The organism is Sphingomonas faeni, assembly GCF_040407505.1.
GTDB lineage: Bacteria > Pseudomonadota > Alphaproteobacteria > Sphingomonadales > Sphingomonadaceae > Sphingomonas > Sphingomonas faeni_E.
Window position 1 is genome coordinate 633,649 of sequence record NZ_JAPZPQ010000001.1, and the last position, 22,295, is coordinate 655,943.

Consider the following 22,295-nt stretch of genomic DNA (forward strand, 5'->3'; position numbering starts at 1 on the left):
GCGTCGGCTAGGCTATAGAGGCCAGATAGTCATGCGACCCGAAATCCTCAATCCGCTGTTCGCCGAAACTCTCGTCCTGAAGGGGGTGGGGCCCGCGCTCGCCAAGCCGCTCGACCGGCTCGGGCTTGCGCGCGTGGTCGACGTCGCCTTCCATCTGCCGATCGGCTACGTCGATCGCCTGCCGCGCACCGAGCTGATGTCGAGCGATGCCGGCCGGATCATCACGATCACGCTGACCCCGCGCGACTACAGGATCAGCGCGGGCCGGGGGCCGACACGGGTGCAGGCGACCGACGAGCACGGCAATTACGTCAGCCTCGTCTTCTTCGGCGGCAGTTCGGGCTGGGCGAAGAAGCTCCTTCCGATCGGCGAGGCGAAGCGCGTCTCGGGCCGGCTCGACGAATACGGCCAGGAATTGCAGATCGTCCACCCCGACATCGTCGAGCCCGACGAGGAGCTGCGCGAGCGCGAGCCGATCTATCCGCTGTCGGAAGGCCTCACCTCGCGGCGATTGGCGGCGCTGACCACGCAGGCGGTCGCGCGCGCGCCGGACCTGCCCGAGTGGATCGAGCCAGGGCTGAAGGCGAAACGCGAATGGCCGGGCTGGCACGAATCGCTGTCGCGCATCCACGCCGACCCGTCGGACGCAAAGGCGCGCGAGCGGCTGGCGTATGACGAGGTGTTCGCGAACCAGCTCGCGATGACGATCGTCCGCGCGGATACCCGCAAGCGGCGAGGGCGGGCGCTGCAAGGCGACGGCCGGCTACGCGACATGCTGAAGCTGCCCTATACTCTGACCGGCGCGCAATCGCGGACGGTCGGCGAGATCGAGGGCGACCTCGCGCAGACCGCGCCGATGCTGCGGCTGCTGCAGGGCGATGTCGGCTCGGGCAAGACGCTGGTCGCGGCGATGGCGATGCTGATCGCGGTCGAGGCCGGTGCGCAGGCGGCGATGCTCGCGCCGACCGAGATCCTCGCGCGCCAGCATTACGAGACGCTCCGGAAAACGCTCGCCGGCTTGCCGATCGCGATCGGCGTGCTCACCGGCCGCGACAAGGGCCGGGTGCGGGAAGCCACGCTGATGGCGCTGGCGAGCGGCGAGATCGACATCCTCGTCGGCACGCACGCGATCTTCCAGGACGCGGTCGGCTACAAGGACCTCGGCCTCGTGGTGGTCGACGAGCAGCACCGCTTCGGCGTCGCACAGCGGATGACGTTGCAGGCCAAGGGTGTCGCGCCGCCGCACCTGCTAGCGATGACCGCGACGCCGATCCCGCGCACGCTGACGCTCGCGCAGTACGGCGAAATGGATGTCAGCCGCCTCGACGAGATGCCGCCGGGACGCCAGCCGATCGAGACGCGCGTCATCTCCGAGGACCGGCTCGACGACGTGGTCAACGCGCTCGGCCGGCATCTGGCGGATGGCGGGCAGGCGTATTGGGTGTGCCCGCTGGTCGAGGAGAGCGAGAAGAGCGACCTTGCCGCTGCCGAGATGCGTGCCGAAACGCTGCGCGCCCGGTTCGGCGACAAGGTCGCGCTGGTCCACGGCCGCATGAAACCGGCGGAGAAGGACGCGGTGATGGCCGAGTTCTCTGCCGCACGCACGTCCGTGCTCGTCGCCACTACCGTGATCGAGGTCGGCGTCGACGTCCCCAATGCGACGCTGATCGTGATCGAACACGCCGATCGCTTCGGCCTCGCACAGCTCCACCAGCTCCGCGGGCGGGTAGGGCGCGGTACCGGGCGGTCGATCTGCCTGCTGATGCGCGGCTCCTCGCTCAGTGAAACATCGCGCGCGCGCCTCGCCCTGATGCGCGAGACCAACGACGGTTTCCGCATCGCTGAGGAGGATCTGCGCCTCCGCGGTGCAGGCGAACTGCTCGGTACCAAGCAGTCGGGCGAAATGGCGTTCCGGCTCGCAACCCCGGACATGATGGCCGACCTGCTGCAATGCGCACACGACGACGCGCGCCTGCTGATCGATCGTGACGGTGGTTTGGAGGGACCGCGAGGGCAGGCAGCGCGGACGGCACTGTATCTGTTCGATCGCGATGCCGGCGTGGCGCTGCTTCGCTCCGGCTGAGCCGTCAGCTGTTGCGGATCATCACCGTGAGCATGGTGTAATATTCGGCGAGCGGGATCGTCCGTTCGAGCTCGCAGCCGATCCGACCGCCGAGCGACCAGCGTACGACCGCGTCGACATAGCCGAAAATCGGCAGGCGAATCCGCAATCGATCGCCCGCGGCCGGATCGCCGTCGCACCGTGCCATCAGGCCGTTGGCGGACATGTTGACCAGCACCAGCTTGACCATGCGGTCGTCGCCGTCGAGCGCATGTGTACGGTGCATCACTTCGTCGCGGGGCTCGCCGCGCGCATCGCGAACGGCCATTGCGTAGCGTGGCATCGATCGCTCCCCTGGAATAACCATCCCGCCTGTGTACGGCGCGCGGCGTGAACCCGATACGAACGGTGATACTTAACGCGACGTTCTTCGAAACGAGAATGCCTCTATTACGAGGGGGTTAGCATCCCATGTCGTTTCTTGCCGAGGCTGAGCCGGACGGGCGACGCGACGTCGATGCTGGTGGTGGCCTCGCGGACGGCCTCGCCATCGACACGCACCGCGCCCTCGGCGATCTTCCGTCGCGCCTCGCCGTTGGAGGCGACGAAGCCCAGTCCCACCAGCGCCTCGACGACGCCGATCAAGCCACCGGAAACGGCGTAGCTCGGCAGTGAGTCGCCTGAAGCGCCCTCTTCGAACGTCTTCCTCGCAGTCTCGGCGGCCTGCTCGGCAGCATCGCGACCGCGGCACATCGCGGTCGCTTCGTTGGCGAGGATGATCTTGGCAGCGTTGATCTCCGCACCTTCGAGTGCTTCCAGCCGCGCGATCTCGTCGAGTGGGAGGTCGGTGAACAGCTTGAGGAAGCGGCCGACGTCGCGGTCGTCGGTGTTCCGCCAGAACTGCCAGTAGTCGAAGTGCGGCAGCTGGTCCTCGTGCAGCCAGACCGCACCCGACATCGTCTTGCCCATCTTGCCGCCATCCGCCGTGGTGATCAGCGGGGTGGTGACGCCGTAGACTTCGGTCGAGTCCATCCGACGCGCGAGTTCAATGCCGTTGACGATGTTGCCCCACTGATCCGAGCCGCCCATCTGCAACCGGCATTCGGCGCGACGCGACAGTTCGAGGAAGTCGTAGGCCTGGAGGATCATGTAGTTGAATTCGAGGAAGCTCAGCGACTGTTCGCGGTCGAGGCGGAGCTTGACCGAATCGAACGCGAGCATCCGGTTGACCGAGAAATGCTGGCCGACATCGCGCAGGAACGGGATGTATTCGAGCGCGTCGAGCCATTCGGCGTTGTCGAGCATCACCGCGTCGGTCGGGGCCCCCACTTCACCCTCAGGCGCGAAGGTCAGGAAGCGCTCGAAGATTCGGCGGATCGAGGCGACGTTGGCCTTGATTCCGTCCTCGCCGAGAAGCTTGCGCGCTTCGTCCTTGAAGCTCGGATCGCCGATCTTGCCGGTGCCACCGCCCATCAGGACGATCGGCTTGTGCCCGGTCTGCTGGAGCCGACGGAGCAGCATGATCTGGACGAGGCTGCCGACGTGGAGCGACGGCGCGGTCGGATCGAAGCCGATATAGCCCGGCACCACCTGTTTGCCGGCGAGCGCGTCGAGCGCGGCGGCATCGGTCATCTGGTGGACATAGCCGCGCGAGGTCAGCGTGGTGAGCAGGTCGGACTGGTAGGTCATGGTGCGTCTCGTTCCCCTTCCGCTTGCGGGAGGGGTTAGGGGAGGGGCTTCCTCGCCCCCATGCCCTCCCCCGACCCCTCCCGCAAGCGGGAGGGGAGAATCACGTTCGTGGCAGTTGAGACGTGGGATCGACGGGAGTCCGCCCCTTGCGCAGTTCGAAGTGCAGTTCGGGGCGATCCGCAAACCCGGTGTCGCCCGACAGCGCGATCGTCTGGCCTCGCTTGACGCTCTGGCCGCGTTGCACGAGCAGCTTCGACGCGTGGCCATAGACGCTCGTCCAGCCGCCGCCGTGCTTGATGATGACCAGCCCGCCCAGCGCCGCGATGCCGTCGCCGACATAGGCGACGACGCCGTCCGCCGCCGCGTGGATCGGCGTCGAGACCGGTACGGCGATCTTGATGCCGTCGTTGCGTTCGCCGCTCGCACCGTGGCCGAAGCGTTTCACGACCTTGCCGTCGACCGGCCAGAGGAACCCGCCGCTTGCGAGCCGCGCCGGCGCGGTGACGACCGCGTTCGAGGGCAGCACGCGGCGCGGTGTCGCGATCGGTCTTGCTGGCGCCTGATTGCTGGCGAGGGCGGGTTCGCCACCGGTCAGGATGTCGTCGATGTCGAGCGTGAACGCCTGCGCCCGCTCGGAGGCGCTGGCGGTGCCGCCGCCGGTGTCGCCGGGGATCTGGATCCGCTGGTCGGCGCGCAGCACGTATGGTTCGACGAGCGCGTTGGCGGCCACGATCCGCGACCATTCGACGCCGTACGCGCGGGCGATCGCAATCCCGGTCTCGCCGCGGCGGACCTGGTGATAGCGGCCACCGGGGATCTGCAACCGTTGGCCGGCTTGGATCGAATAGGGCGATTCGAGGTCGTTCGCGCGCGCGATCGCTTCGAGGCTCGCACCGCTGCGATCGACCACGCGGCTCAGCGTATCGCTCGGCCGGACGACATAGGTCGTGTCGGGGATCGTCTTCGCATCCGCGCTGACGGGGCGTGCCTCCCAGGCGGGGCGCGGGGCGGGCAGGGTGGTGACCTCGCCGGTATCGCGGCCGGGAATGTCCTGCGGCGGCCGGTTATCGCGCGGCGTATCCTCGCGCGGCGAATCATCACGTGGACGCGGCGTATCGTCGCGGCGGGGCGGTGGATCGCGGTACGGACGCTGTGGCGCGTTGCCATAGCCGGCGGGGCGATCGACGTGCGGAATGCACGCGGTCAGGGCGAGCGTCGCCAGTGGAACCAGGACGCCCGCACGCCGCATCAACGATAGGCCTGAGTCAGCATGTCCATCGACTCGAAATGCGTGAGGTCGAGGTGCAGCGGCGTGACCGATACGTACCCCGCCGCGGTCGCTTCAAGATCGGTCGCGTGCGCTGGCGTCTCGACGGTCCGGCCAAGCGCGAACCAGTGATATTCGTAGCCGCGCGGATCGACGTTGCTGACGATCTGCAACCGGCCATAGTCGCGGAAACCCTGGCCGACGACCCGCACGCCCTTCACCGCATCGGCCGGGCCGGCGGGAAAGTTGATGTTGACCAGCGTCCGCGGGGCCAAGGGTGCGTCGACCAGCGGCCGCAACACGCGCTCACCCCAAGCCGCGGCGGCCTCGAACGGCACGTTGTCGCCCATGCCCTCGCGGCTGTAGATCTGGCTCAGCGCGATCGACCGGATGCCGCCCAGCGCGCCCTCCATCGCCGCCGATACCGTCCCTGAATAAGTCACGTCCTCGGCAAGATTTGCGCCGCGGTTGACGCCGGACAGGATCAAGTCCGGCGGGCAATCCTTCATGATCTTGGCGAGTGCCATCATCACCGCGTCGGTCGGCGTGCCCGCGACGGCATATCGCTTCTCGCCATGCTTCCGCACCCGGATCGGCCGCGACAGCGTGAGCGAATGTCCGGCGCCCGATTGTTCCTCGGCGGGTGCGACGATCCAGACGTCGTCGGACAAGGTCCGGGCGATCGTCTCCAGCACCTTGAGACCGGGCGCGTGATAGCCATCGTCGTTGGTCAGCAGGATCCGCATCAGTGCTTCGGTTCCAGGACGGTCAGCCCGCCAAGATATGGCTGGAGCACGGCGGGAACCGCGACCGACCCGTCCTCCTGCTGATAATTCTCCAGCACCGCGACCAGCGTCCGCCCGACTGCGAGCGCCGAGCCGTTGAGCGTGTGGACGAACCGCGTGCCCTTTTCGCCCTCGGGCCGATAGCGTGCGTTCATCCGGCGTGCCTGGAAGTCCGTGCAGGTCGAGACGCTGCTGATCTCGCGATAGCGTGCCTGGCCCGGCAGCCAGACTTCGAGATCATACGTGCGTGCTGCGGTGAAGCCCATGTCGCCGGTGCATAGGAGCATCCGTCTGAACGGAAGCTGCAACGCATCGAGCACGCCCTCCGCGCACGCCGTCATGCGCTCATGCTCGGCCTCGGACATGTCGGGGGTGACGATCGAGACCATTTCGACCTTGTCGAATTGATGCTGGCGGATATAGCCACGCGTATCGCGCCCCGCAGCGCCCGCCTCGGAGCGGAAGCACGGCGTCAGTGCGGTGAAGCGCAGCGGTAGTTCGGCTTCGGTCAGGATCTGTTCGCGGACGATGTTGGTGAGGCTCACTTCGGCGGTCGGGATCAGCCAGCGGCCGTCGGTGGTGCGGAACAGGTCTTCCGAGAATTTCGGGAGCTGTCCGGTGCCGAACACGGCCTCGTCGCGGACAAGAAGCGGCGGCGAGACCTGCTCGAAGCCTGCCTCGGCGACATGATCGAGCATGAACTGGCCAAGCGCGCGTTGCAGCTTGGCCGCAGGCCCGCGGACGAGCGTGAAGCGCGCGCCCGACATCGCCGCGCCGGTCTCGAAATCGAGGCCGATCGCAGGACCGATCGCGTCATGCTCGCGCGCCGCGAAGGCGAACGTCGTTGGCGTGCCACGCGTGTGGACGAGCGCATTGTCATCCTCACCGCCGCCTTCGGGCACGTCAGCCGCGGGAAGGTTCGGGATCGCGGCAAGCATGGCCTGAAGCTCGCTACCAAGCCGCGCCTCGTCGGCTTCCAGCGCGGGCAGCGCCTCCTTCAGGGTTGCGACTTCAGCCATCAGCGCCTGCGCCTTGGCCTCGTCCTTCTGCGCCTTGGCCTGGCCGACCGCCTTCGACAGTTCGTTGCGGCGGGTCTGCGCGGTCTGCGAGTCCGCGATCGTCACGCGGCGCTGTTCGTCGAGCGTTACCAGCGATGCGGACTGCGGTGCGACACCCCGCTTGGCGAGGGCGGCGTCGAAGGCGGCGGGATCGTCGCGGATCAGGCGTATGTCGTGCATGGCCGGGCTATGCCGACCGGCGGGGGCGTACGCAAGGCGGCGCAACCTCCCCGGCACGCGGCGCGTTCACCCCGCATACGCACAGCGAAAAGGAGAGACACGCATGCATCTTCCCCACAACTCCGTCGTGCTCGTCGCGGACGGCCGGAAAATGCTGTTCCTGCGCAACGAGGGGGACGCCGAGTTCCCCAATCTCGTCGTCGAGAAAGCGCAGGAGCAGGACAATCCGGCGACGCGTGACCAGGCAACGGATTCAGCAGGCCGCGCCTCGTCGCCACAGGGCGGTGTGCAGAGTTCGGTAGAACCGACCGATTTCCACCAGATCGAGGAAGATCGCTTCGCCGCCGACGCGGCCGACTTCCTGAAGACCGGCGCGCTTAAGAACGCCTATGACTCGCTGATCGTCATCGCGCCGCCGAAGACGCTCGGCGAGCTGCGCAAGCACTACCACAAGGAAGTGTCGAGCCGCCTCAAGGGCGAACTCGACAAGGACCTGACCGGACATCCGATCAAGGACATCGAAAAGGCACTCATGAGCGCCTGATCGCCGGATAAGAAAAGGCCCCGTCGGAGGAATCCGGCAGGGCCTTTTCTATGCGAAGTTCCAGAGGTTAAGCTGCAACGGCCTTGGGTTTAGCGAAACGCTTGCGCGCGACGAGCGCTGCCGCTGCCGCACCGAACAGCAACACCATCGGCGGAGCGGGAACGGGTGCCGGCGGACCGCCGCTCGATCCCGTGCTGCCGCTGGAACTCGCGCTGCTCGCGCTCGACGCGCTGCTGGCACTGCTTGCACTCGAACCACTTGAGGACGAGCCACTGCTGCCCGACGATGCGGAACTGCCGGACGATCCGTTCGAGCTCCAGCCACCGGTCGAGTTCCAGCCGCCGCTCGATCCCCAACCCTTGCTACTCGATCCATAACCGGACGAACTACCGCTGCTGGCCGAGGACGCGGAGGAGGCGGACGACGCAGACGATGCGCTGCTGGTCGAGGACGACACGTCGCCGCTTGATCCACCCGATGCCGACGAGACGTTGCCGCTCGATCCACCCGAAGCGGACGAGACGTTGCCACTCGAGCCACCGGTCGACGAGGTGCTGGAAATGGTCGCGCCACCCGTACTGGTCGACGATCCGCCGCTCGATGTCGAAGACCCGCCGCTGCTGGTCGACGATCCACCGGTCGAGGTCGATCCGCCGCTCGACGTCGAGGAGATGACGATGCTCCCGCTCGATCCGCCGCTGCCACCGAAGCCGCCGCCAAAGCCACCACCGAAGCCGCCGCCAAAGCCACCACCGAACCCGCCGGGCGTACCGAAGAACCCGCCGCTGCCGCCAACCGCGATCGGATCCGGACCCGCGCCGCCGCCGCCAATGTAACCGGTGCCGACCGGAACCGGGACAGGTGCTGCGTTCGCGACCGTTACAACGGTCGGCGCGCACGTCTGTCGAGTCGTGGTGACCACGCGGCGGACGCGCGGCCGAGTCACGGCGGCAATCTGTGGCCGCGCGACTCGCTTGACCAGGACTCGCTTGGTATTGGCGGTTCGCTGCGGGCGCTCGGCGATATGCACCGCGCCGCCGCCGATCAAAGCGCCACCGCAAGCACACGCGCACAATTTCGCCAGGGCCATCCTCACCGACATATCGTCACTCTTTCGTTGCCGGCACCCTCGTGTTGCCGGATCCCCGTGCGCAGTATTCGGAACTGCTATCCGACTAACTGCAAAACAAAGCGTTAAGCGCAAGTAGCTTAACCACATTCCGGATGGTTAAACGAGGATTTACTTATGCGGAAACCGGCGCGTCATCGTTAACGTGCCGGGCTGGGACAAAGTATAGCCCAGGCATCCCGCGAATCCCTCCCGTGCCGAAAAACGCTGACGCGACATCCGCAATCTGGACGCCGCAATAAAATGTCGGTTTCGGGGCAGAATGCGCAAGCCCTGTCGCTTGTGGTCGCATGAACGTGAGACTATAGGCGCTTTCACCATTTGGGGGCGGTCCTTGGAAATCAGCGAGGCTGATGCGACGGGGCCAGAGGGAGAGTGGTATGGCGACCGTAATGAATCGTGTGGACGATACCGGGAATTCCAGTCGAGATGCCGCCAACGACAGCGGTGAGGATGGCTATCGTCCAGATGCGGACGAGCCGTTCATGAGCTTGAAGCAGCAGGCGTATTTCCGCCGCAAGCTTCAGGAATGGAAGGAATCGATCCTGCGGGAGTCGCAGGAAACGCTTTCGCAGTTGCAGGTCGATTCGTTGCGTGAGGCGGATCTCACCGATCGTGCATCGAGCGAAACCGACTGGTCGATCGAACTGCGCACGCGCGACCGTCAACGCAAACTCGTCTCCAAGATCGAAGCCGCGATCCGGCGGATCGACGAAGGCGAATATGGCTATTGCGAAGTCACCGGCGAGCCTATCAGCCTGGCGCGGCTTGAGGCACGACCGATCGCGACGATGACGGTCGAGGCGCAGGAACGGCACGAGCGTAACGAGAAGGTGTCGCGCGAGGATTGATCGCGCCCACCGACGGGGAAGAGAAAGCTGTGTTCGATCATGGTAAAATCGGTCGCGGCATGAGCATCGACACCGGGTCGCCCGGCGGCAGCGAGAACCGGCGACAGCGTGAGCGGGACAGCTTGCTGCTGGTCGCGCAGGTGCGGATCGGCGACGAGGCGACTACCCGCGAGGCGAGGGTTCGCAATCTGTCCGAGACCGGTTTGATGGCCGAACTCGCCAAGGTCGTCGATGTCGGGACGCCGGTCACGGTGACGCTGCGCGGGATCGGCGAAGTTGCCGGCACGGTCGCGTGGTGCACCGAGGGGCGGATGGGGATATCGCTTAACGCGCCGATCAATCCCCTGCATGTGCGCAAGCCATCAGGTGCGGCCAAATCCGTGTCGTCATCCTATACGGTCAAGGCGTCAGACAGCGCGTACGCCTTGCGCAATCCGAAGCCACTGTAACTCCGGCAAGTAGCTCCCCGGATCGACCCGGGGAGCAGTATCGACGACCGTTATACGCTGACGATCTCTTCCTTCAGTCGCAGCTTCTGCTTCTTCAGGCTCGCCAACAGGTTCGCGTCGGGTAGCGGACGGTGCGTTTCGTCGGCGATCCGCTGCTCCAGCACGGCATGCTTGGTTTCCAGGGCTGTCTGATGAGTCGTCTGCACGGTGGGTTGCCTCCTGCATTCGGGTTGGGGAACGGAGTAAACCACTCCGTCATCGAAATGTCTTCATCGGAAACGGACCAAATCGATTGGTCGAACGATTTGGCGCGACGGACCGAACGTGCGCGGTGGGGTCGTGATTCGTCTTGAAGTACGTTTTCGACCCCGGTCCGCCTTGCAGGGACGGTTTCGCACTCGCGCACTGCGCTGCGTTTGCTAAGGGCACCGGATACGACGGCAGCCATCGGGGGACGAGTGGACGACGCGCAGACCAGAGTTCGACTTGATTCATTGCGGATCGAGCATCGCGATCTCGACGACGCGATCGCCGCCCTCGCGCTGGCATCGACGCCCGACCAGTTGCAGATGGCGCGGCTCAAGAAGCGCAAATTGCGGCTTCGCGACGAAATTGCCTCGCTGGAAGACCTGCTGATCCCGGATATTATCGCGTGATTGCAACGTCCTAAACTGGAACGCGCACGTACTGGCGCATTTTGGGACAGGTGATGGTTAGCGGATCGTTAACCTCTCTGGATGACGTCTGGCCGGTGTGCCATTTGTCCAATCGATGACCCACGCCGGCTATGAATCGCGGATGCAGCGCCGCCTGATCGACGCTCTGTATCGCGAAGCGATGCTGCTGGCCGACGAGGCGCGGACCTATTTCGACGAAGCCGGGCGGGTCGAACGCGAGGCGCTCGATCCGCTGATCCGGGTCAGCTTCAGTTGCGAATCGCTCAAGGTAACGACGCGGCTGATGCACGTCATCGCGTGGCTGCTAACTCAGCGCGCGGTCCAGGCGGGGGAGTTGCGCCCCCGCGACGCGCTCGATCCAGCGCGGCGGCTGGGCGATGCGCCGATCACCGATGCGGCGCTACTTGCGATGCTGCCGACGCGCGCACGCGAAATGATCGGGGCGAGCACCGATCTGCATCGGCGCGTGGCCCTGATGGATGAGGCGCAGGATATGCCGGAGGTAATCGCGAGCCCGGTACGGTCGATGCAGAAGCGGATCGCCAACGCGTTCTAGAGCGCTGAGTTTTGACTCGGCAGCACAGCGGCCCACTGGGCGGTGTGCGCTTCATCATCACGGAGAGTTTGGGTTCGGGGAGGGGGCAAACTCACCCCGTAAAATCGGCAATGGTCGGGGCGATAGGATTCGAACCTACGACCCCTGGACCCCGAGACCAGTGCGCTACCAGACTGCGCCACGCCCCGACAACATTGCCGGTGAGCGCCCTAGCCGCGACATCCCGAACGTTCAAGACAATTATGGAGTGTGCCCGCGATCTATCGCGCACGCGGCGTCGCTGCTAGGAGCGCGCCATGACTCCGCTCGACCGCATCCGCAATTTTTCCATCATCGCCCATATCGACCATGGCAAGTCGACGCTCGCCGACCGGCTGATCCAGGAAACTGGCGGCCTCACCGCGCGCGAAATGTCCGAGCAGGTGCTCGACAACATGGACATCGAGAAGGAGCGCGGGATCACGATCAAGGCGCAGACCGTGCGTCTTGCGTACAAAGCCAAGGACGGCCTCGATTACGTCCTCAACCTGATGGACACGCCGGGCCATGTCGACTTCGCCTATGAAGTGAGCCGCAGCCTGGCTGCGTGCGAAGGCGCGCTTCTGGTGGTCGATGCCGCGCAGGGCGTCGAGGCGCAGACGCTCGCCAACGTCTACCAGTCGATCGAGCACGACCACGAGATCGTGCCGGTGATCAACAAGATCGATTTGCCCGCCGCCGAACCCGAGAAGGTGCGCAAGGAAATCGAGGACGTGATCGGCATCGACGCGTCCGAGGCGGTGCTCGCGTCGGCGAAGTCCGGGATCGGCATCGTCGAGATCCTCGAGGCGATCGTCACCAAGATCCCGCCGCCCAGCGGCGATCCCGAGGCGCCGCTGAAGGCGATGCTGGTCGACAGCTGGTACGATCCGTATCTCGGCGTCGTCATCCTCGTGCGCGTGATCGACGGCGTCCTGAAAAAGGGCCAGCAGATCAAGTTCATGCAGACCGGGACGATGCATCTGGTCGACCGGGTAGGCTGTTTCCGTCCGAAAATCGAGCAGCTGACCGAACTCGGCACGGGCGAGATGGGCTTCATCACTGCGCAGATCAAAGAGGTCGCGCAGACGCGCGTCGGCGACACGATCACCGATGCGAAGCGGCCTGCTCTTGAGGCCCTGGCGGGCTTCAAGGAAGTCCAGCCGGTCGTGTTCTGCGGGATGTTCCCGGTCGATGCGGCCGAGTTCGAGAAGCTGCGCGAAAGCATCTCGAAGCTGCGGTTGAACGATGCGAGCTTCTCGTTCGAGATGGAGACGTCGGCCGCACTGGGCTTCGGCTTCCGCTGCGGGTTCCTCGGGCTGCTGCATCTGGAGATCATCCAGGAGCGGCTGACGCGCGAATATGATCTGGACCTGATCACCACCGCGCCGTCCGTCGTCTATGAGATCGAGCTGACCCACCCCGATCCCTCCGGCACGACACATATCGAGCTGCACAACCCCGCCGACATGCCCGAGCCGAACAAGATCGCGACGATCAGCGAGCCGTGGATCGAGGCGACGATCTACGTCCCCGACGAGTATCTCGGGTCGGTGCTCAAACTCTGCCAGGACCGCCGCGGCATCCAGAAGAACCTCACCTATGTCGGCGGCCGCGCGCAAGCGACCTACGAACTGCCGCTCAACGAAGTCGTGTTCGATTTCTACGATCGGCTGAAGTCGATGTCGAAGGGCTATGCGAGCTTCGATTATCACCAGATCGGCTACCGCGAGGGCGACCTCGTCAAGATGGGCATCCTCGTCAACGAGGAGCCGGTCGACGCGCTGAGCATGATCGTCCACCGCGGTACCGCCGAAGTGCGCGGTCGCGGCATGGTCGAGCGCTTGAAGGAGCTGATCCCGCGCCATCTGTTCAAGATCCCGATCCAGGCGGCGATCGGCGGCAAGGTGATCGCGCGCGAGACGATCAGCGCGATGCGCAAGGACGTGACCGCCAAATGCTATGGCGGCGACGCGAGCCGTAAGAAGAAGCTTCTGGAAAAGCAGAAGAAGGGCAAGCTGAAGATGCGCGAATACGGCTCGGTCAGCATCCCGCAGGAGGCGTTCATCGCGGCGCTGCGGATGGGCGACGACGCGTAGGCGTCCAAGGCTAAGCAGCGCAGCGCTTAGCTGAGGCTAGCGCCAAGCCGGACGGCGACATAGCGGGCTCGTATTCGTCCGTGTCGCGCGAGAACGGCGCTTTGCCACGGCGAAGCTGCGGCCGCATTCGAACGCCACTCCGCTACTTCTTGTTCTCCCGCGAAGGCGGGAGCCCAGGCTGGATCCCCGCCTTCGCGGGGAAACAAGCTGTTCTCGTCTTTACGGAACAAGCGCCGAACCAATCCGAGATGGTTGAGCGGCTTTGCAATGTTGTGAGCCAAACCCCGAATGCCTGCCCGTGGCTGGACGGCGCATCGCGATACGTTGCCGTCACTCGTACGTCGCGACCCCAAACGCGATGTAGCCGATGCACAGGATAATCCGCGTCAGCCACGCCGCTTCGCCGTGCAGTACGACGCTCGCTGCAATCGCGGCGATAAATGCCGCCATGATCGCCCAAGTCTGCCAGGCGAAAGGGAACGGGAAGATGTCGCCCGTCGCACTGGGCTCGAACCAACCCGAACGCCGAATGGTCAGCCAAAATCGCATCACGAAGTCCATAGGGCGAAGCTAGCATGGCGTTTCCGCTTCCTGCCATCGGCAAAAATATCGCACCGTATCGCAAACCTGCAATCACCCAAAACGCCGTAACCAACTGTCATCATACCAACACAATCCCGGCCTAACCGCCCAACCGGGGAGTGAGCGTCGCGAGGCGTCGTCGGGCCGTCCGGGGAGGGCGCTCGATGGCGCGTAGCGACGTTGAGTATTGGGATGTGCGGCCGGTCGTCAGGGACGCCGCCGCACTATTGGGGAATATCATCTTGAAGATTTCGGTCGTTAAGTCGGCGTTGATGCTCGGCGTCGCGTTTGGTTCGGTTGTGGGTGGCTCGACTGCGTTCGCGCAGGCCGCGCCGGTCCAGGATCAGCCCCAGACTCAGGCTGGGCAGTCTGCTCCCGAGGAAGGCTTGGACGACATCGTCGTCACCGCCGAGCGCCGCTCGGAAAACCTCCAGAAGGTGCCGCTCTCGGTCGGCGTCGCGTCGGGCGATGCACTGCGCGCCTATACCGCAGGCGGCGACGACACGCTGCTCGCGCTGTCGGGTCGCGTCCCCGGCCTGTACGTTGAATCGACCACCGGCCGTATCTTCCCGCGCTTCTATATCCGCGGCCTCGGCAACATCGATTTCTACCTCGGCGCATCGCAGCCGGTCACGATCATCCAGGACGACGTGATCCTCGAGCATGTCGTGCTGAAGTCGAACCCGGTGTTCGACGTCCGCCAGGTCGAAGTCCTGCGCGGTCCGCAGGGCTCGCTGTTCGGCCGCAACACCACCGCCGGCATCATCAAGTTCGACACGAACAAGCCGACCAACGACTTCGAGAGCCGTGCATCGGCCTCGGTCGGCAGCTATGGCAGCGTCAGCCTCGATGCGGGCGTCGGTGGTCCGCTGATCAAGGACCTCCTCTCGATCCGCCTGTCGACGTTGCTCCAGCATCGCTCGGATTACATCGACAACGCCTATGCTGGTGTAAGCCAGGACAGCACCGCGACGCCGCGCAAGGACGCGATGGGCGGCTTCGACGATCGCAACGTCCGCGTACAGCTTGCGCTGACACCGGGCGAGCGCTTCACCCTCGACCTGTCTGGCCACGCGCGCTGGTATGACGGCACCTCGACGCTGTTCCATCGCGGGGCGCTCAAGAAGGGTTCGAACGACGTCTCCGCCGAGCCGCGCAACACCGTGTCGCTCGACGAGGGTAACGACAACCCGCAGAGCTACAACACCTATGGCGGCTCGGCGCGTGCGTCCTACGACTTTGGTCCAGCCACGCTGACCTCGATCACCGCATACGAGACCACGTCCGGGTTCAGCCGCGGCGATACCGATGGTGGTGCGGGCGCGAACTTCCCGGTCCGCGGCGTCGCCAACGGCTTCGGCCAGTCGCAGGGCCAGATCCGCGATCTCGATCAATGGTCGCAGGAAGTGCGCGTTGCCGGCACCCCCGGTGGCCGTTTCAACTGGCAGCTCGGTGGCTTGTACTTCGACAACCGCGACATCACCGATTTTTATCAGCGGACGTTCTTCCTGACGACGGCGGCGCGCAATCCCAACAACTGGGTGCGGTTGCATGACGTCAACACCTCGTGGGCGGGCTTCGGCCAGGTCAGCTACGAGCTGATGGACAAGGTGACGGTAACGCTCGGCGGGCGCATCACCGAGGACAAGAAGCGTACGCAACTGCTGAAGACCGTTCAGAATGCGGCTGGCGTCAATCAGTATCCGACCAACTTCCGCCGCGACGTCACGCTGAAGTCGACCAAGCCGAGCTGGGATGCGAGCATCCTGTACCAGGCGAGCCCCGACATCAGCCTCTACTCGCGCGTTGCCCAAGGCTTCCGCGGACCGACGATCCAGGGTCGTTCGGCGGTGTTCAACTCCGACTTCTCGACCGCAAATTCCGAGACGATCCTGTCGTGGGAGACGGGGATCAAGACGCGCCTGCTCGACAATACGCTGACGCTCAACGCCACGGTGTTCGGCTACCGCGTCAACGACATTCAGCTGAACGGCAACGACGTCAACGGCAACGGCATCCTGTTCAACGGCAACAAGGCCGAGGCGTACGGCATGGAAGCCGAGGCTAATTGGAAGCCGGTACCGAACCTCACGCTGGGCGCCGGCCTCAGCCTGTTGCACAGCGCGATCCGGGACAAGACGACCGAGGTGCAGATCTGCGCGCTCAACAACGTCGTGGTCTGCACGCCCTCGGCGCCGGTCCGCGCGGTTCCCGGCGCTTTCGGTACGACGTACTTGGTCAAGATCGACGGCGAGCCGCTGCCGAACGCGCCGGAATACAATGTCGACCTCACCGCGCGCTACGACCAGCCGCTCGGCAATGGCGGTCGCGCGTTCATCGCGGGCGACTTCAACATCCAGGGCTACACGCAGTTCGTGCTGTACAAGACCAAGGAGTTCACCGCGAACGGCAACTTCGAGGGCGGCCTGAAGATCGGTTATGCCGCACCGGACGATGCGTATGAGCTGGCCGTATTCGCCCGCAACATCACCGGCGAGAAGAACCTCAAGGGCGTGATCGAGAACTACATGGCGGCGGTATTCAACGAACCGCGGATCATCGGCGTCTCGCTCAGCGGTAAGTTCCGCTGATTTCTTCCCCCCCTCTAGCAAGCGGGAGGGGCCGGGGGTGGGCTCGCGCTATTGTCAAGCGCGGCGTGCGTTCGAGCCGGGCGCCCACCCCTCGGTCCCCTCCCGCTTGCGGGAGGGGATGCAGTGAGGTCTGCGTCGCTACCTAACGCCCGCGTGACGCATTTTTCAGCAGCGCGGGCGCAAACGGCATTGTAGCGAAATGTTGCGGCGAGTTGCCGTTTTCCTTCGACCGGTTGATACTCGCTCCATGTCGCTCAATCCCGTATTCTATGATGCAAGCGGCCGTCGTCGTCGGCGGTTCACCTTTGGCGTCGCGGCGTTCATCGCCCTGCTGCTGCTGTCGATCGCGATGTTCGCCGTCTCGATCGGCGCGGTGCCAACCGCGCCGCTGCTCCCGATCGAGCCAGAGCATCCCGCGCTTCACAAGCTCCCCGCACCACGCGGCGGCATCCTCCGCGAGACCCGGCGCGACCTCAATTACTACGCCAAGCAGCTGTTCGGGACGAGCGCGGCCAAGCCCGGTGTCGGCAACGGCGCCAACCCGCCGCTCGCGATCGCCTTTCACGCGCCGTGGGACGAAGCCAGCACGGCGAGCCTCGCGCGGCACGTCGAACAGCTCGACTGGCTGATCCCCGGCTGGGTCTCGATCACCGGCAAGGATCACCACATCACCGTGTTCCGCGACCAGGCCGGACGCGACATCCTCAACAAGGCGGTCCACCGGCCGATGATCCTGCCCATGGTGCAGAACGCCGTCGACGGGAATTGGGACGGCGCCGGTAGTGCCGTGCTGTTCGCCGACCCGAAGGCCCGTGCCGCTTTCCTCGACAAGCTGGTGCCGTTCCTCAGCGCGAACCATGCCGGCGGCGTGTTCTACGATTTCGAGGACCTGCCCGCATCGGCGCAGCCCAATTACCGCGCCTTCCTCGCCGAAACGCGCGCGCGCTTTGCCCCGCGCGGTTGGGTCGTTGCGATCGCGGCGCCGGTCGCCAACCCAGACTGGAACCTGCCCGCCTACGCCAAGGTGACCGACAAGGTCTTCCTGATGGCCTATGACGAGCACGAGACGAGTGGCGCGCCGGGGCCGATCGCGTCGCAACGCTGGTTCGCGCGCATGGTCGCCGACGCTGCTCGTGGTATCCCCCCCGCCAAGCTGGTCGTCGCGATCGGCTCCTACGCGTATGACTGGCACGCGGGTGCGGACAGTGGCAACGGCGATGCGCTCGATGTCGAGGAGGCTTGGCAGGCTGCAGCGGACTCGGGGACCGTCCCGACTTTCGACAAGACCAGTGGCAACAGCAGCTTCGCCTATTCGGAGGGCGGGGTGCAGCATCAGGTTTGGCTGCTCGACGCGGCGTCGGCGTACAACCAGATCGCGTTCCTGCAAAAGGCGGGCCTCGGCAGCGTCGCGCTGTGGCGTCTCGGCTCCGAGGATCCCGGGCTCTGGTCGATCTGGGGTCGCGATCATCGGAAACTGCCGATCCCCGATTCGATCGATAACATGCCAGCCGGCACCAACGTCGATATCGAAGGCAGCGGCGAGATCCTCAAGATCGCCGCCGAGCCCGTCACCGGTATTCGCGACGCGGTCCCGGCGAAGGACGGGACGATCGCCGACGTCAACTTCACGCGCATGCCGTCGCCTTATGTCGTGGTCCGAACCGGTTATCGCCCGAAGCAGCTGGCACTGACCTTCGACGACGGGCCCGATCCCGAATGGACGCCGCAGATTCTCGACATTCTCAAGCGCGAACACGCCCCCGCGACGTTCTTCGTCATCGGCGAGAACGCGCTCACCGAACGGCCTTTGCTCCAGCGCATGGTCGACGAAGGCCATGAGATCGGCAGCCACACCTACACGCACCCGAACCTCGCCAACGTCTCGCAGCGGCAGGTGAAGTACGAGCTGAACACGACGCAGCGGCTGTTCCAGGCGTTCACCGGGCGCTCGCTCCGGCTGTTCCGCGCACCCTATTTCGGCGATGCCGAGCCGAGCACCGCGGACGAAATCCTGCCTGCTCTCGAAGCACAGCAGCGCGGCTATATCTCGGTCGGTCTCCACGTCGACCCCGACGACTGGAAGCGGCCGGGTGTGCAGGCGATCATCGACCGGACCATCGCGGGCGTCGAGGCGGGCAATCCCGAGCGTAGCGGCAACGTCATCCTGCTGCACGATGCTGGCGGCAACCGCGCCGAGACCGTCGCCGCACTCCCGATCATCATCGAACGGTTGCGGGCGATGGGCTACAGCTTCGTCTCCGTCTCGACGCTCGCCGGGCTGTCACGCAACCAGTCGATGCCGGTGATTTCATCGAGCGACCGTGTTGCGGCGGTCGCCGATCTCGCGCTGTTCAGCACGCTCGGCGGCATCGTCGTCGCGCTCCGCTGGATCTTTGGCATCGCGATCACGATCGGCATCATCCGCGCTCTGGCCCTGTCGGCGCTCGCGCTGATCCAGGCGCGCCGTGAGTTGAAGACGGTATTCCCGGCGATCGATCCGTCGCGGTTCGTCACGGTGATGATCCCCGCGTTCAACGAGGAGCGCGTGATCGTCCGCGCCGTCGAGGGCGTGCTGGCCTCGAACGACGTCGCGATCGAAGTGATCGTGATCGACGACGGCTCAAGCGACGGCACCAGCCGCGTCGTCGCCGAAGCGTTCGCCGGCGACGACCGCGTTCGCCTGCTGACGTTGGAGAATGGCGGCAAGGCACGCGCGCTCAACCGCGGGCTCGAACTCGCGCGTGGCGAGATCGTGATCGCGCTCGACGCCGATACGCAGTTCGAACCGATGACGATCGCGCGTCTGGCGCGCTGGTTCGACGATCCGAAGCTCGGTGCGGTCGCGGGTAATGCGAAGGTCGGCAACCGCGTCAATTTGATCACCAAATGGCAGGCGCTTGAATATATCACCGCGCAGAACCTCGAACGGCGCGCGCTCGCACGGCTGAACGCGATGACCGTCGTGCCGGGTGCGGTCGGCGCCTGGCGGCTGGAGGCGATCCGCAGCGTCGGCGGCTATCCCGACGACACACTCGCCGAGGACCAGGACCTGACGATCGCGATCCAACGCCACGGCTGGAAGGTGCAGTACGATCAGTTCGCGATCGCCTGGACCGAGGCGCCTGAGACGATGCGCGCGCTCGCCAAACAGCGGTTCCGCTGGGCGTTCGGGACGTTGCAGTGCCTCTACAAGCACCGCTCGGCGATCGGCCGGTCGCACCCTCGCGGGCTTGGCTGGGTCGGGTTGCCGCAAGCGATCGTGTTCCAGATCGTCCTCGCCTCGATCTCGCCGATCATCGATCTCGCGCTGCTAGTTAGCTTCGCTTCGACCTATCTCGCTGTGCAGGCGCATGGCTGGGAGCAGACGAGCCACGACGTCTATACCATGCTCGCCTATTGGCTGATCTTCACCGCGATTGATCTGCTTGCCGCGACGATCGCGTTCGCCTTGGAGCGCAAGGAGCGCTGGCGGCTGCTCTGGCTGCTGATCCCGCAGCGGATCGGCTATCGGCAAGTGATGTACTATGTGGTGCTGAAGGCGATCGCGCAGGCGCTGCGGGGGCCACTGGTCGGCTGGGGCAAGCTGGCGCGGACCGGGCGGGTCACCGCGAACTAGGCGCGCAACGTATCGAACCGACTGGCGTTATGGCCCGGCGCTATATATCGGTACGCGCAAAGTTCGAGAGGTAGGTGGCATGCGGTATCTGACGACGGCGCTGGTGATGGCGGCAAGTCTTGGGGCGACGGGTGCTCAGGCGCAACAGCGCCCTCCGTTGGTGCTCGCTGCCGCGTCGTTGCAGGAGTCGCTGACTGCCGCCGCCGATGCATGGGCGAAGAAGGGGCATGTGAAGCCGACGATCTCGTTCGCGGCATCGTCGGCGCTCGCGCGGCAGGTCGAGTCCGGCGCGCCGGCGGATTTGTTCGTGTCGGCGGACGAGGATTGGATGAACGCACTCGCCGCGAAGAACCTGATCGTCGCCAGCACGCGCGTGACGTTCCTCGGGAACCGCCTCGTCGTCGCGGCGGCGGCCGGGAGCAAGGTGCGGATCCCGGTGCGCCCGCCCGCTGCGCTCGTTCGCGTACTGACCGCCGGGCCGTTGGCGATGGCGGATACCGCCGTGCCCGCCGGAAAATACGGGCAGGCATCGCTGGAAAAGCTCGGCGTTTGGACGCAGGTTTCACCGAAGGTGGTGCGCGCGGAAAATGTCCGCGCGACGCTGGCGCTGGTCGAGCGTGGCGCGGCGCCGCTCGCGATCGTCTACGCCACCGATGCCAAGGCATCGGCCAAGGTTCGTATCGCCGGCGTCTTCCCGGAGACAACGCATCCCCTGATCACCTATCCGATCGCACGGCTGAAGACGTCGACGAACCCGGAGGCGGAAGGCTTCCGCCGCTTCCTCGTCTCGCCTGCGGGTAAGGCGATCTTCGTCCGCTACGGGTTCTCCGCGCGCTAGTGCTCGACGCGACCGAATGGGGGATCGTCGCGCTGTCGTTGCAGGTCGGCGGCGTCGCGATGGCGGTGACCTTGCCGATCGCGTTCGCGCTCGCTTGGTTGCTCGCGCGCGTCCGTTTTCCGGGCAAAGTCGTCGTCGATGCGGCGATCCATCTGCCGTTGGTCGTGCCGCCGGTCGTGACCGGTTGGCTGCTGTTGCTCGCGTTCGGTCCCAATGGCCCGATCGGTGCTTGGTTGCAGGACTGGTTCGGCGTGACGGTCCTGTTCCGCTGGACCGGCGCGGCGATCGCGGCGGGCGTCATGGCGCTGCCGTTGATGGTCCGCGCGATGCGGATCTCGATCGAAGCGGTTGACAGGCGGCTCGAGAATGCCGCGCGGACGCTGGGCGCGGGGCCGTGGCGCGTGTTCTGGACGCTGACGTTGCCGCTCAGTATCCCAGGCGTATTGGCCGGTGCGGTGCTCGGGTTCGCGCGTTCGATCGGCGAGTTCGGCGCGACGATCACCTTCGTCTCCAATGTGCCCGGCGAGACGCAGACCTTGCCGCTGGCGATCTATTCCGCGCTCCAGCAACCCGGCGCCGATGCACTTGTGTGGCGATTGTCCTGCGTATCTGTAGGCTTGTCGTTGATCGCATTGATTGCGTCGGAACTGTTGACGCGCCGTGCGGGGCGAGGTCTCCATGTCCTTTGAGATCGATATCGAGAAACGGCTCGGCGACATGCAGGTGTCGTTGACGCTGGAGGCTGGCGAGGGGGCAACGGTGCTGTTCGGCCCGTCGGGTATCGGCAAGTCGAGCGTGCTCAACATGGTCGCCGGGCTGCTCCGCCCCGATCGGGGGCGGATCGCGGTCGATGGCGAGGCGCTGTTCGATTCAGCCAAGCCAAGCGATGTCGACGTACCCCCCGAGCGTCGGCGTGCCGGCTATGTGTTCCAGGACGCGCGCCTGTTCCCGCACATGCGCGTTCGTGCGAACCTGCTCTACGGCGCCGGCCACGAGCAGGACGAGTTCGAGGACCGGATCGCATTCCTCGGCATCGCTCACCTCCTCGATCGCTGGCCCCGCACGCTGTCGGGCGGTGAAGCGCAACGCGTCGCGATCGGTCGTGCGCTACTCAGCCGCCCGCGCTTCCTGCTGCTCGACGAACCTTTATCGTCGCTGGATCGTGCTCGACGTGAGGAAGTGCTCGTCGCGATCGAACACGTCCGCGACGTCCTGAAGCTGCCGATCCTGATGGTGACTCACGACCCGGCCGAGGCGGAACGGATCGGGACGCAAGTGGTGCAAATGTAACGGTGACCGTCCCT

General features: G+C 65.4%; 21 protein-coding genes and 1 tRNA gene. 14 read left to right on the forward strand and 8 right to left on the reverse strand.

Going from position 1 to position 22,295, the window contains the following annotated elements; all coding sequences use genetic code 11:
- The first annotated feature begins 31 nt into the window (after window positions 1-31).
- Complete coding sequence (recG, locus tag O6X71_RS02990; RefSeq protein WP_353464372.1) at window positions 32-2,083, forward strand: ATP-dependent DNA helicase RecG; 2,052 nt, start codon at window positions 32-34, stop codon at window positions 2,081-2,083.
- A gap of 4 nt (window positions 2,084-2,087) precedes the next feature.
- Here recG and O6X71_RS02995 read toward each other — a convergent pair whose 3' ends face one another.
- The 5 genes from O6X71_RS02995 to serS form a co-directional block, all read right to left on the reverse strand.
- Window positions 2,088-2,405: a PilZ domain-containing protein gene (locus O6X71_RS02995; protein ID WP_056058490.1), complete on the reverse strand. Its 318-nt coding sequence runs from the start codon at window positions 2,403-2,405 to the stop codon at window positions 2,088-2,090.
- Window positions 2,406-2,512: 107 nt separating this feature from the next.
- Window positions 2,513-3,751: a tyrosine--tRNA ligase gene (tyrS, locus tag O6X71_RS03000; RefSeq protein ID WP_353464373.1), complete on the reverse strand. Its 1,239-nt coding sequence runs from the start codon at window positions 3,749-3,751 to the stop codon at window positions 2,513-2,515.
- A 100-nt stretch (window positions 3,752-3,851) separates the two neighbouring features.
- A complete protein-coding gene (locus O6X71_RS03005; RefSeq protein WP_353464374.1) occupies window positions 3,852-5,000 on the reverse strand; it encodes a M23 family metallopeptidase in 1,149 nt (382 codons plus the stop codon).
- Entirely contained in the window at window positions 5,000-5,764 is a 765-nt protein-coding gene (gene surE / locus O6X71_RS03010; protein ID WP_353464375.1) for a 5'/3'-nucleotidase SurE, read from the reverse strand. The genes O6X71_RS03005 and surE overlap by 1 nt, the downstream gene beginning before the upstream one ends.
- Window positions 5,764-7,041, reverse strand: a complete 1,278-nt coding sequence (gene serS / locus O6X71_RS03015) for a serine--tRNA ligase (RefSeq protein ID WP_353464376.1) — start codon at window positions 7,039-7,041, stop codon at window positions 5,764-5,766. Before serS ends, surE begins: the two co-directional genes overlap by 1 nt.
- 103 nt (window positions 7,042-7,144) lie before the next feature.
- Between serS and O6X71_RS03020 the strand changes: the two genes are divergently transcribed.
- From O6X71_RS03020 to O6X71_RS03040, 5 genes are all read left to right on the forward strand, one after another.
- The gene (locus O6X71_RS03020; protein ID WP_353464377.1) at window positions 7,145-7,585 is read left to right on the forward strand and encodes a host attachment family protein; all 441 of its coding nucleotides are present in this window, start codon (window positions 7,145-7,147) and stop codon (window positions 7,583-7,585) included.
- A gap of 101 nt (window positions 7,586-7,686) precedes the next feature.
- Window positions 7,687-7,962: a hypothetical protein gene (locus O6X71_RS03025; RefSeq protein WP_353464378.1), complete on the forward strand. Its 276-nt coding sequence runs from the start codon at window positions 7,687-7,689 to the stop codon at window positions 7,960-7,962.
- A 114-nt stretch (window positions 7,963-8,076) separates the two neighbouring features.
- On the forward strand, window positions 8,077-8,421 hold the full coding sequence (locus tag O6X71_RS03030; RefSeq protein ID WP_353464379.1) for a hypothetical protein: 345 nt from the start codon (window positions 8,077-8,079) through the stop codon (window positions 8,419-8,421).
- A 673-nt stretch (window positions 8,422-9,094) separates the two neighbouring features.
- Window positions 9,095-9,565: an RNA polymerase-binding protein DksA gene (gene dksA / locus O6X71_RS03035; protein ID WP_353464380.1), complete on the forward strand. Its 471-nt coding sequence runs from the start codon at window positions 9,095-9,097 to the stop codon at window positions 9,563-9,565.
- 59 nt (window positions 9,566-9,624) lie between these two features.
- A complete protein-coding gene (locus tag O6X71_RS03040; protein WP_353464381.1) occupies window positions 9,625-10,014 on the forward strand; it encodes a PilZ domain-containing protein in 390 nt (129 codons plus the stop codon).
- Window positions 10,015-10,064: 50 nt separating this feature from the next.
- On the opposite strand, the gene O6X71_RS03045 is transcribed toward O6X71_RS03040, so the two are convergent.
- Window positions 10,065-10,220 (reverse strand): YdcH family protein, encoded by a 156-nt coding sequence (locus tag O6X71_RS03045; protein WP_082441033.1) that lies wholly within the window; start codon window positions 10,218-10,220, stop codon window positions 10,065-10,067.
- A 252-nt stretch (window positions 10,221-10,472) separates the two neighbouring features.
- On the opposite strand from O6X71_RS03045, the gene O6X71_RS03050 reads away from it, so the two are divergent.
- Both O6X71_RS03050 and O6X71_RS03055 read left to right on the forward strand, forming a co-directional pair.
- Window positions 10,473-10,670 (forward strand): DUF465 domain-containing protein, encoded by a 198-nt coding sequence (locus tag O6X71_RS03050; protein ID WP_056058507.1) that lies wholly within the window; start codon window positions 10,473-10,475, stop codon window positions 10,668-10,670.
- Between the two features lie 115 nt (window positions 10,671-10,785).
- On the forward strand, window positions 10,786-11,247 hold the full coding sequence (locus tag O6X71_RS03055; RefSeq protein WP_353464382.1) for a DUF1465 family protein: 462 nt from the start codon (window positions 10,786-10,788) through the stop codon (window positions 11,245-11,247).
- A gap of 111 nt (window positions 11,248-11,358) precedes the next feature.
- On the opposite strand, the gene O6X71_RS03060 is transcribed toward O6X71_RS03055, so the two are convergent.
- Window positions 11,359-11,435, reverse strand: a tRNA-Pro gene (locus O6X71_RS03060).
- A 108-nt stretch (window positions 11,436-11,543) separates the two neighbouring features.
- Between O6X71_RS03060 and lepA the strand changes: the two genes are divergently transcribed.
- Window positions 11,544-13,364 carry a translation elongation factor 4 gene (gene lepA / locus O6X71_RS03065; RefSeq protein ID WP_133031123.1) on the forward strand — a complete coding sequence of 607 codons (1,821 nt, stop codon included), beginning with the start codon at window positions 11,544-11,546 and terminating at the stop codon, window positions 13,362-13,364.
- A 330-nt stretch (window positions 13,365-13,694) separates the two neighbouring features.
- Here the strand turns inward: lepA and O6X71_RS03070 are convergent, their stop codons facing one another.
- Entirely contained in the window at window positions 13,695-13,913 is a 219-nt protein-coding gene (locus O6X71_RS03070) for a hypothetical protein (protein ID WP_353464383.1), read from the reverse strand.
- Window positions 13,914-14,218: 305 nt separating this feature from the next.
- Between O6X71_RS03070 and O6X71_RS03075 the strand changes: the two genes are divergently transcribed.
- The 5 genes from O6X71_RS03075 (at window position 14,219) to O6X71_RS03095 (ending at window position 22,281) form a co-directional block, all read left to right on the forward strand.
- Window positions 14,219-16,537: a TonB-dependent receptor gene (locus O6X71_RS03075; RefSeq protein WP_353465050.1), complete on the forward strand. Its 2,319-nt coding sequence runs from the start codon at window positions 14,219-14,221 to the stop codon at window positions 16,535-16,537.
- Between the two features lie 247 nt (window positions 16,538-16,784).
- Window positions 16,785-20,153 carry a polysaccharide deacetylase family protein gene (locus tag O6X71_RS03080; protein ID WP_353464384.1) on the forward strand — a complete coding sequence of 1,123 codons (3,369 nt, stop codon included), beginning with the start codon at window positions 16,785-16,787 and terminating at the stop codon, window positions 20,151-20,153.
- 79 nt (window positions 20,154-20,232) lie between these two features.
- Window positions 20,233-20,991: a molybdate ABC transporter substrate-binding protein gene (modA, locus tag O6X71_RS03085; RefSeq protein WP_353464385.1), complete on the forward strand. Its 759-nt coding sequence runs from the start codon at window positions 20,233-20,235 to the stop codon at window positions 20,989-20,991.
- Window positions 20,991-21,680 (forward strand): molybdate ABC transporter permease subunit, encoded by a 690-nt coding sequence (gene modB / locus O6X71_RS03090; RefSeq protein ID WP_353464386.1) that lies wholly within the window; start codon window positions 20,991-20,993, stop codon window positions 21,678-21,680. Before modA ends, modB begins: the two co-directional genes overlap by 1 nt.
- Window positions 21,670-22,281 carry an ATP-binding cassette domain-containing protein gene (locus tag O6X71_RS03095; RefSeq protein ID WP_353464387.1) on the forward strand — a complete coding sequence of 204 codons (612 nt, stop codon included), beginning with the start codon at window positions 21,670-21,672 and terminating at the stop codon, window positions 22,279-22,281. Before modB ends, O6X71_RS03095 begins: the two co-directional genes overlap by 11 nt.
- Window positions 22,282-22,295 lie beyond the last annotated feature (14 nt).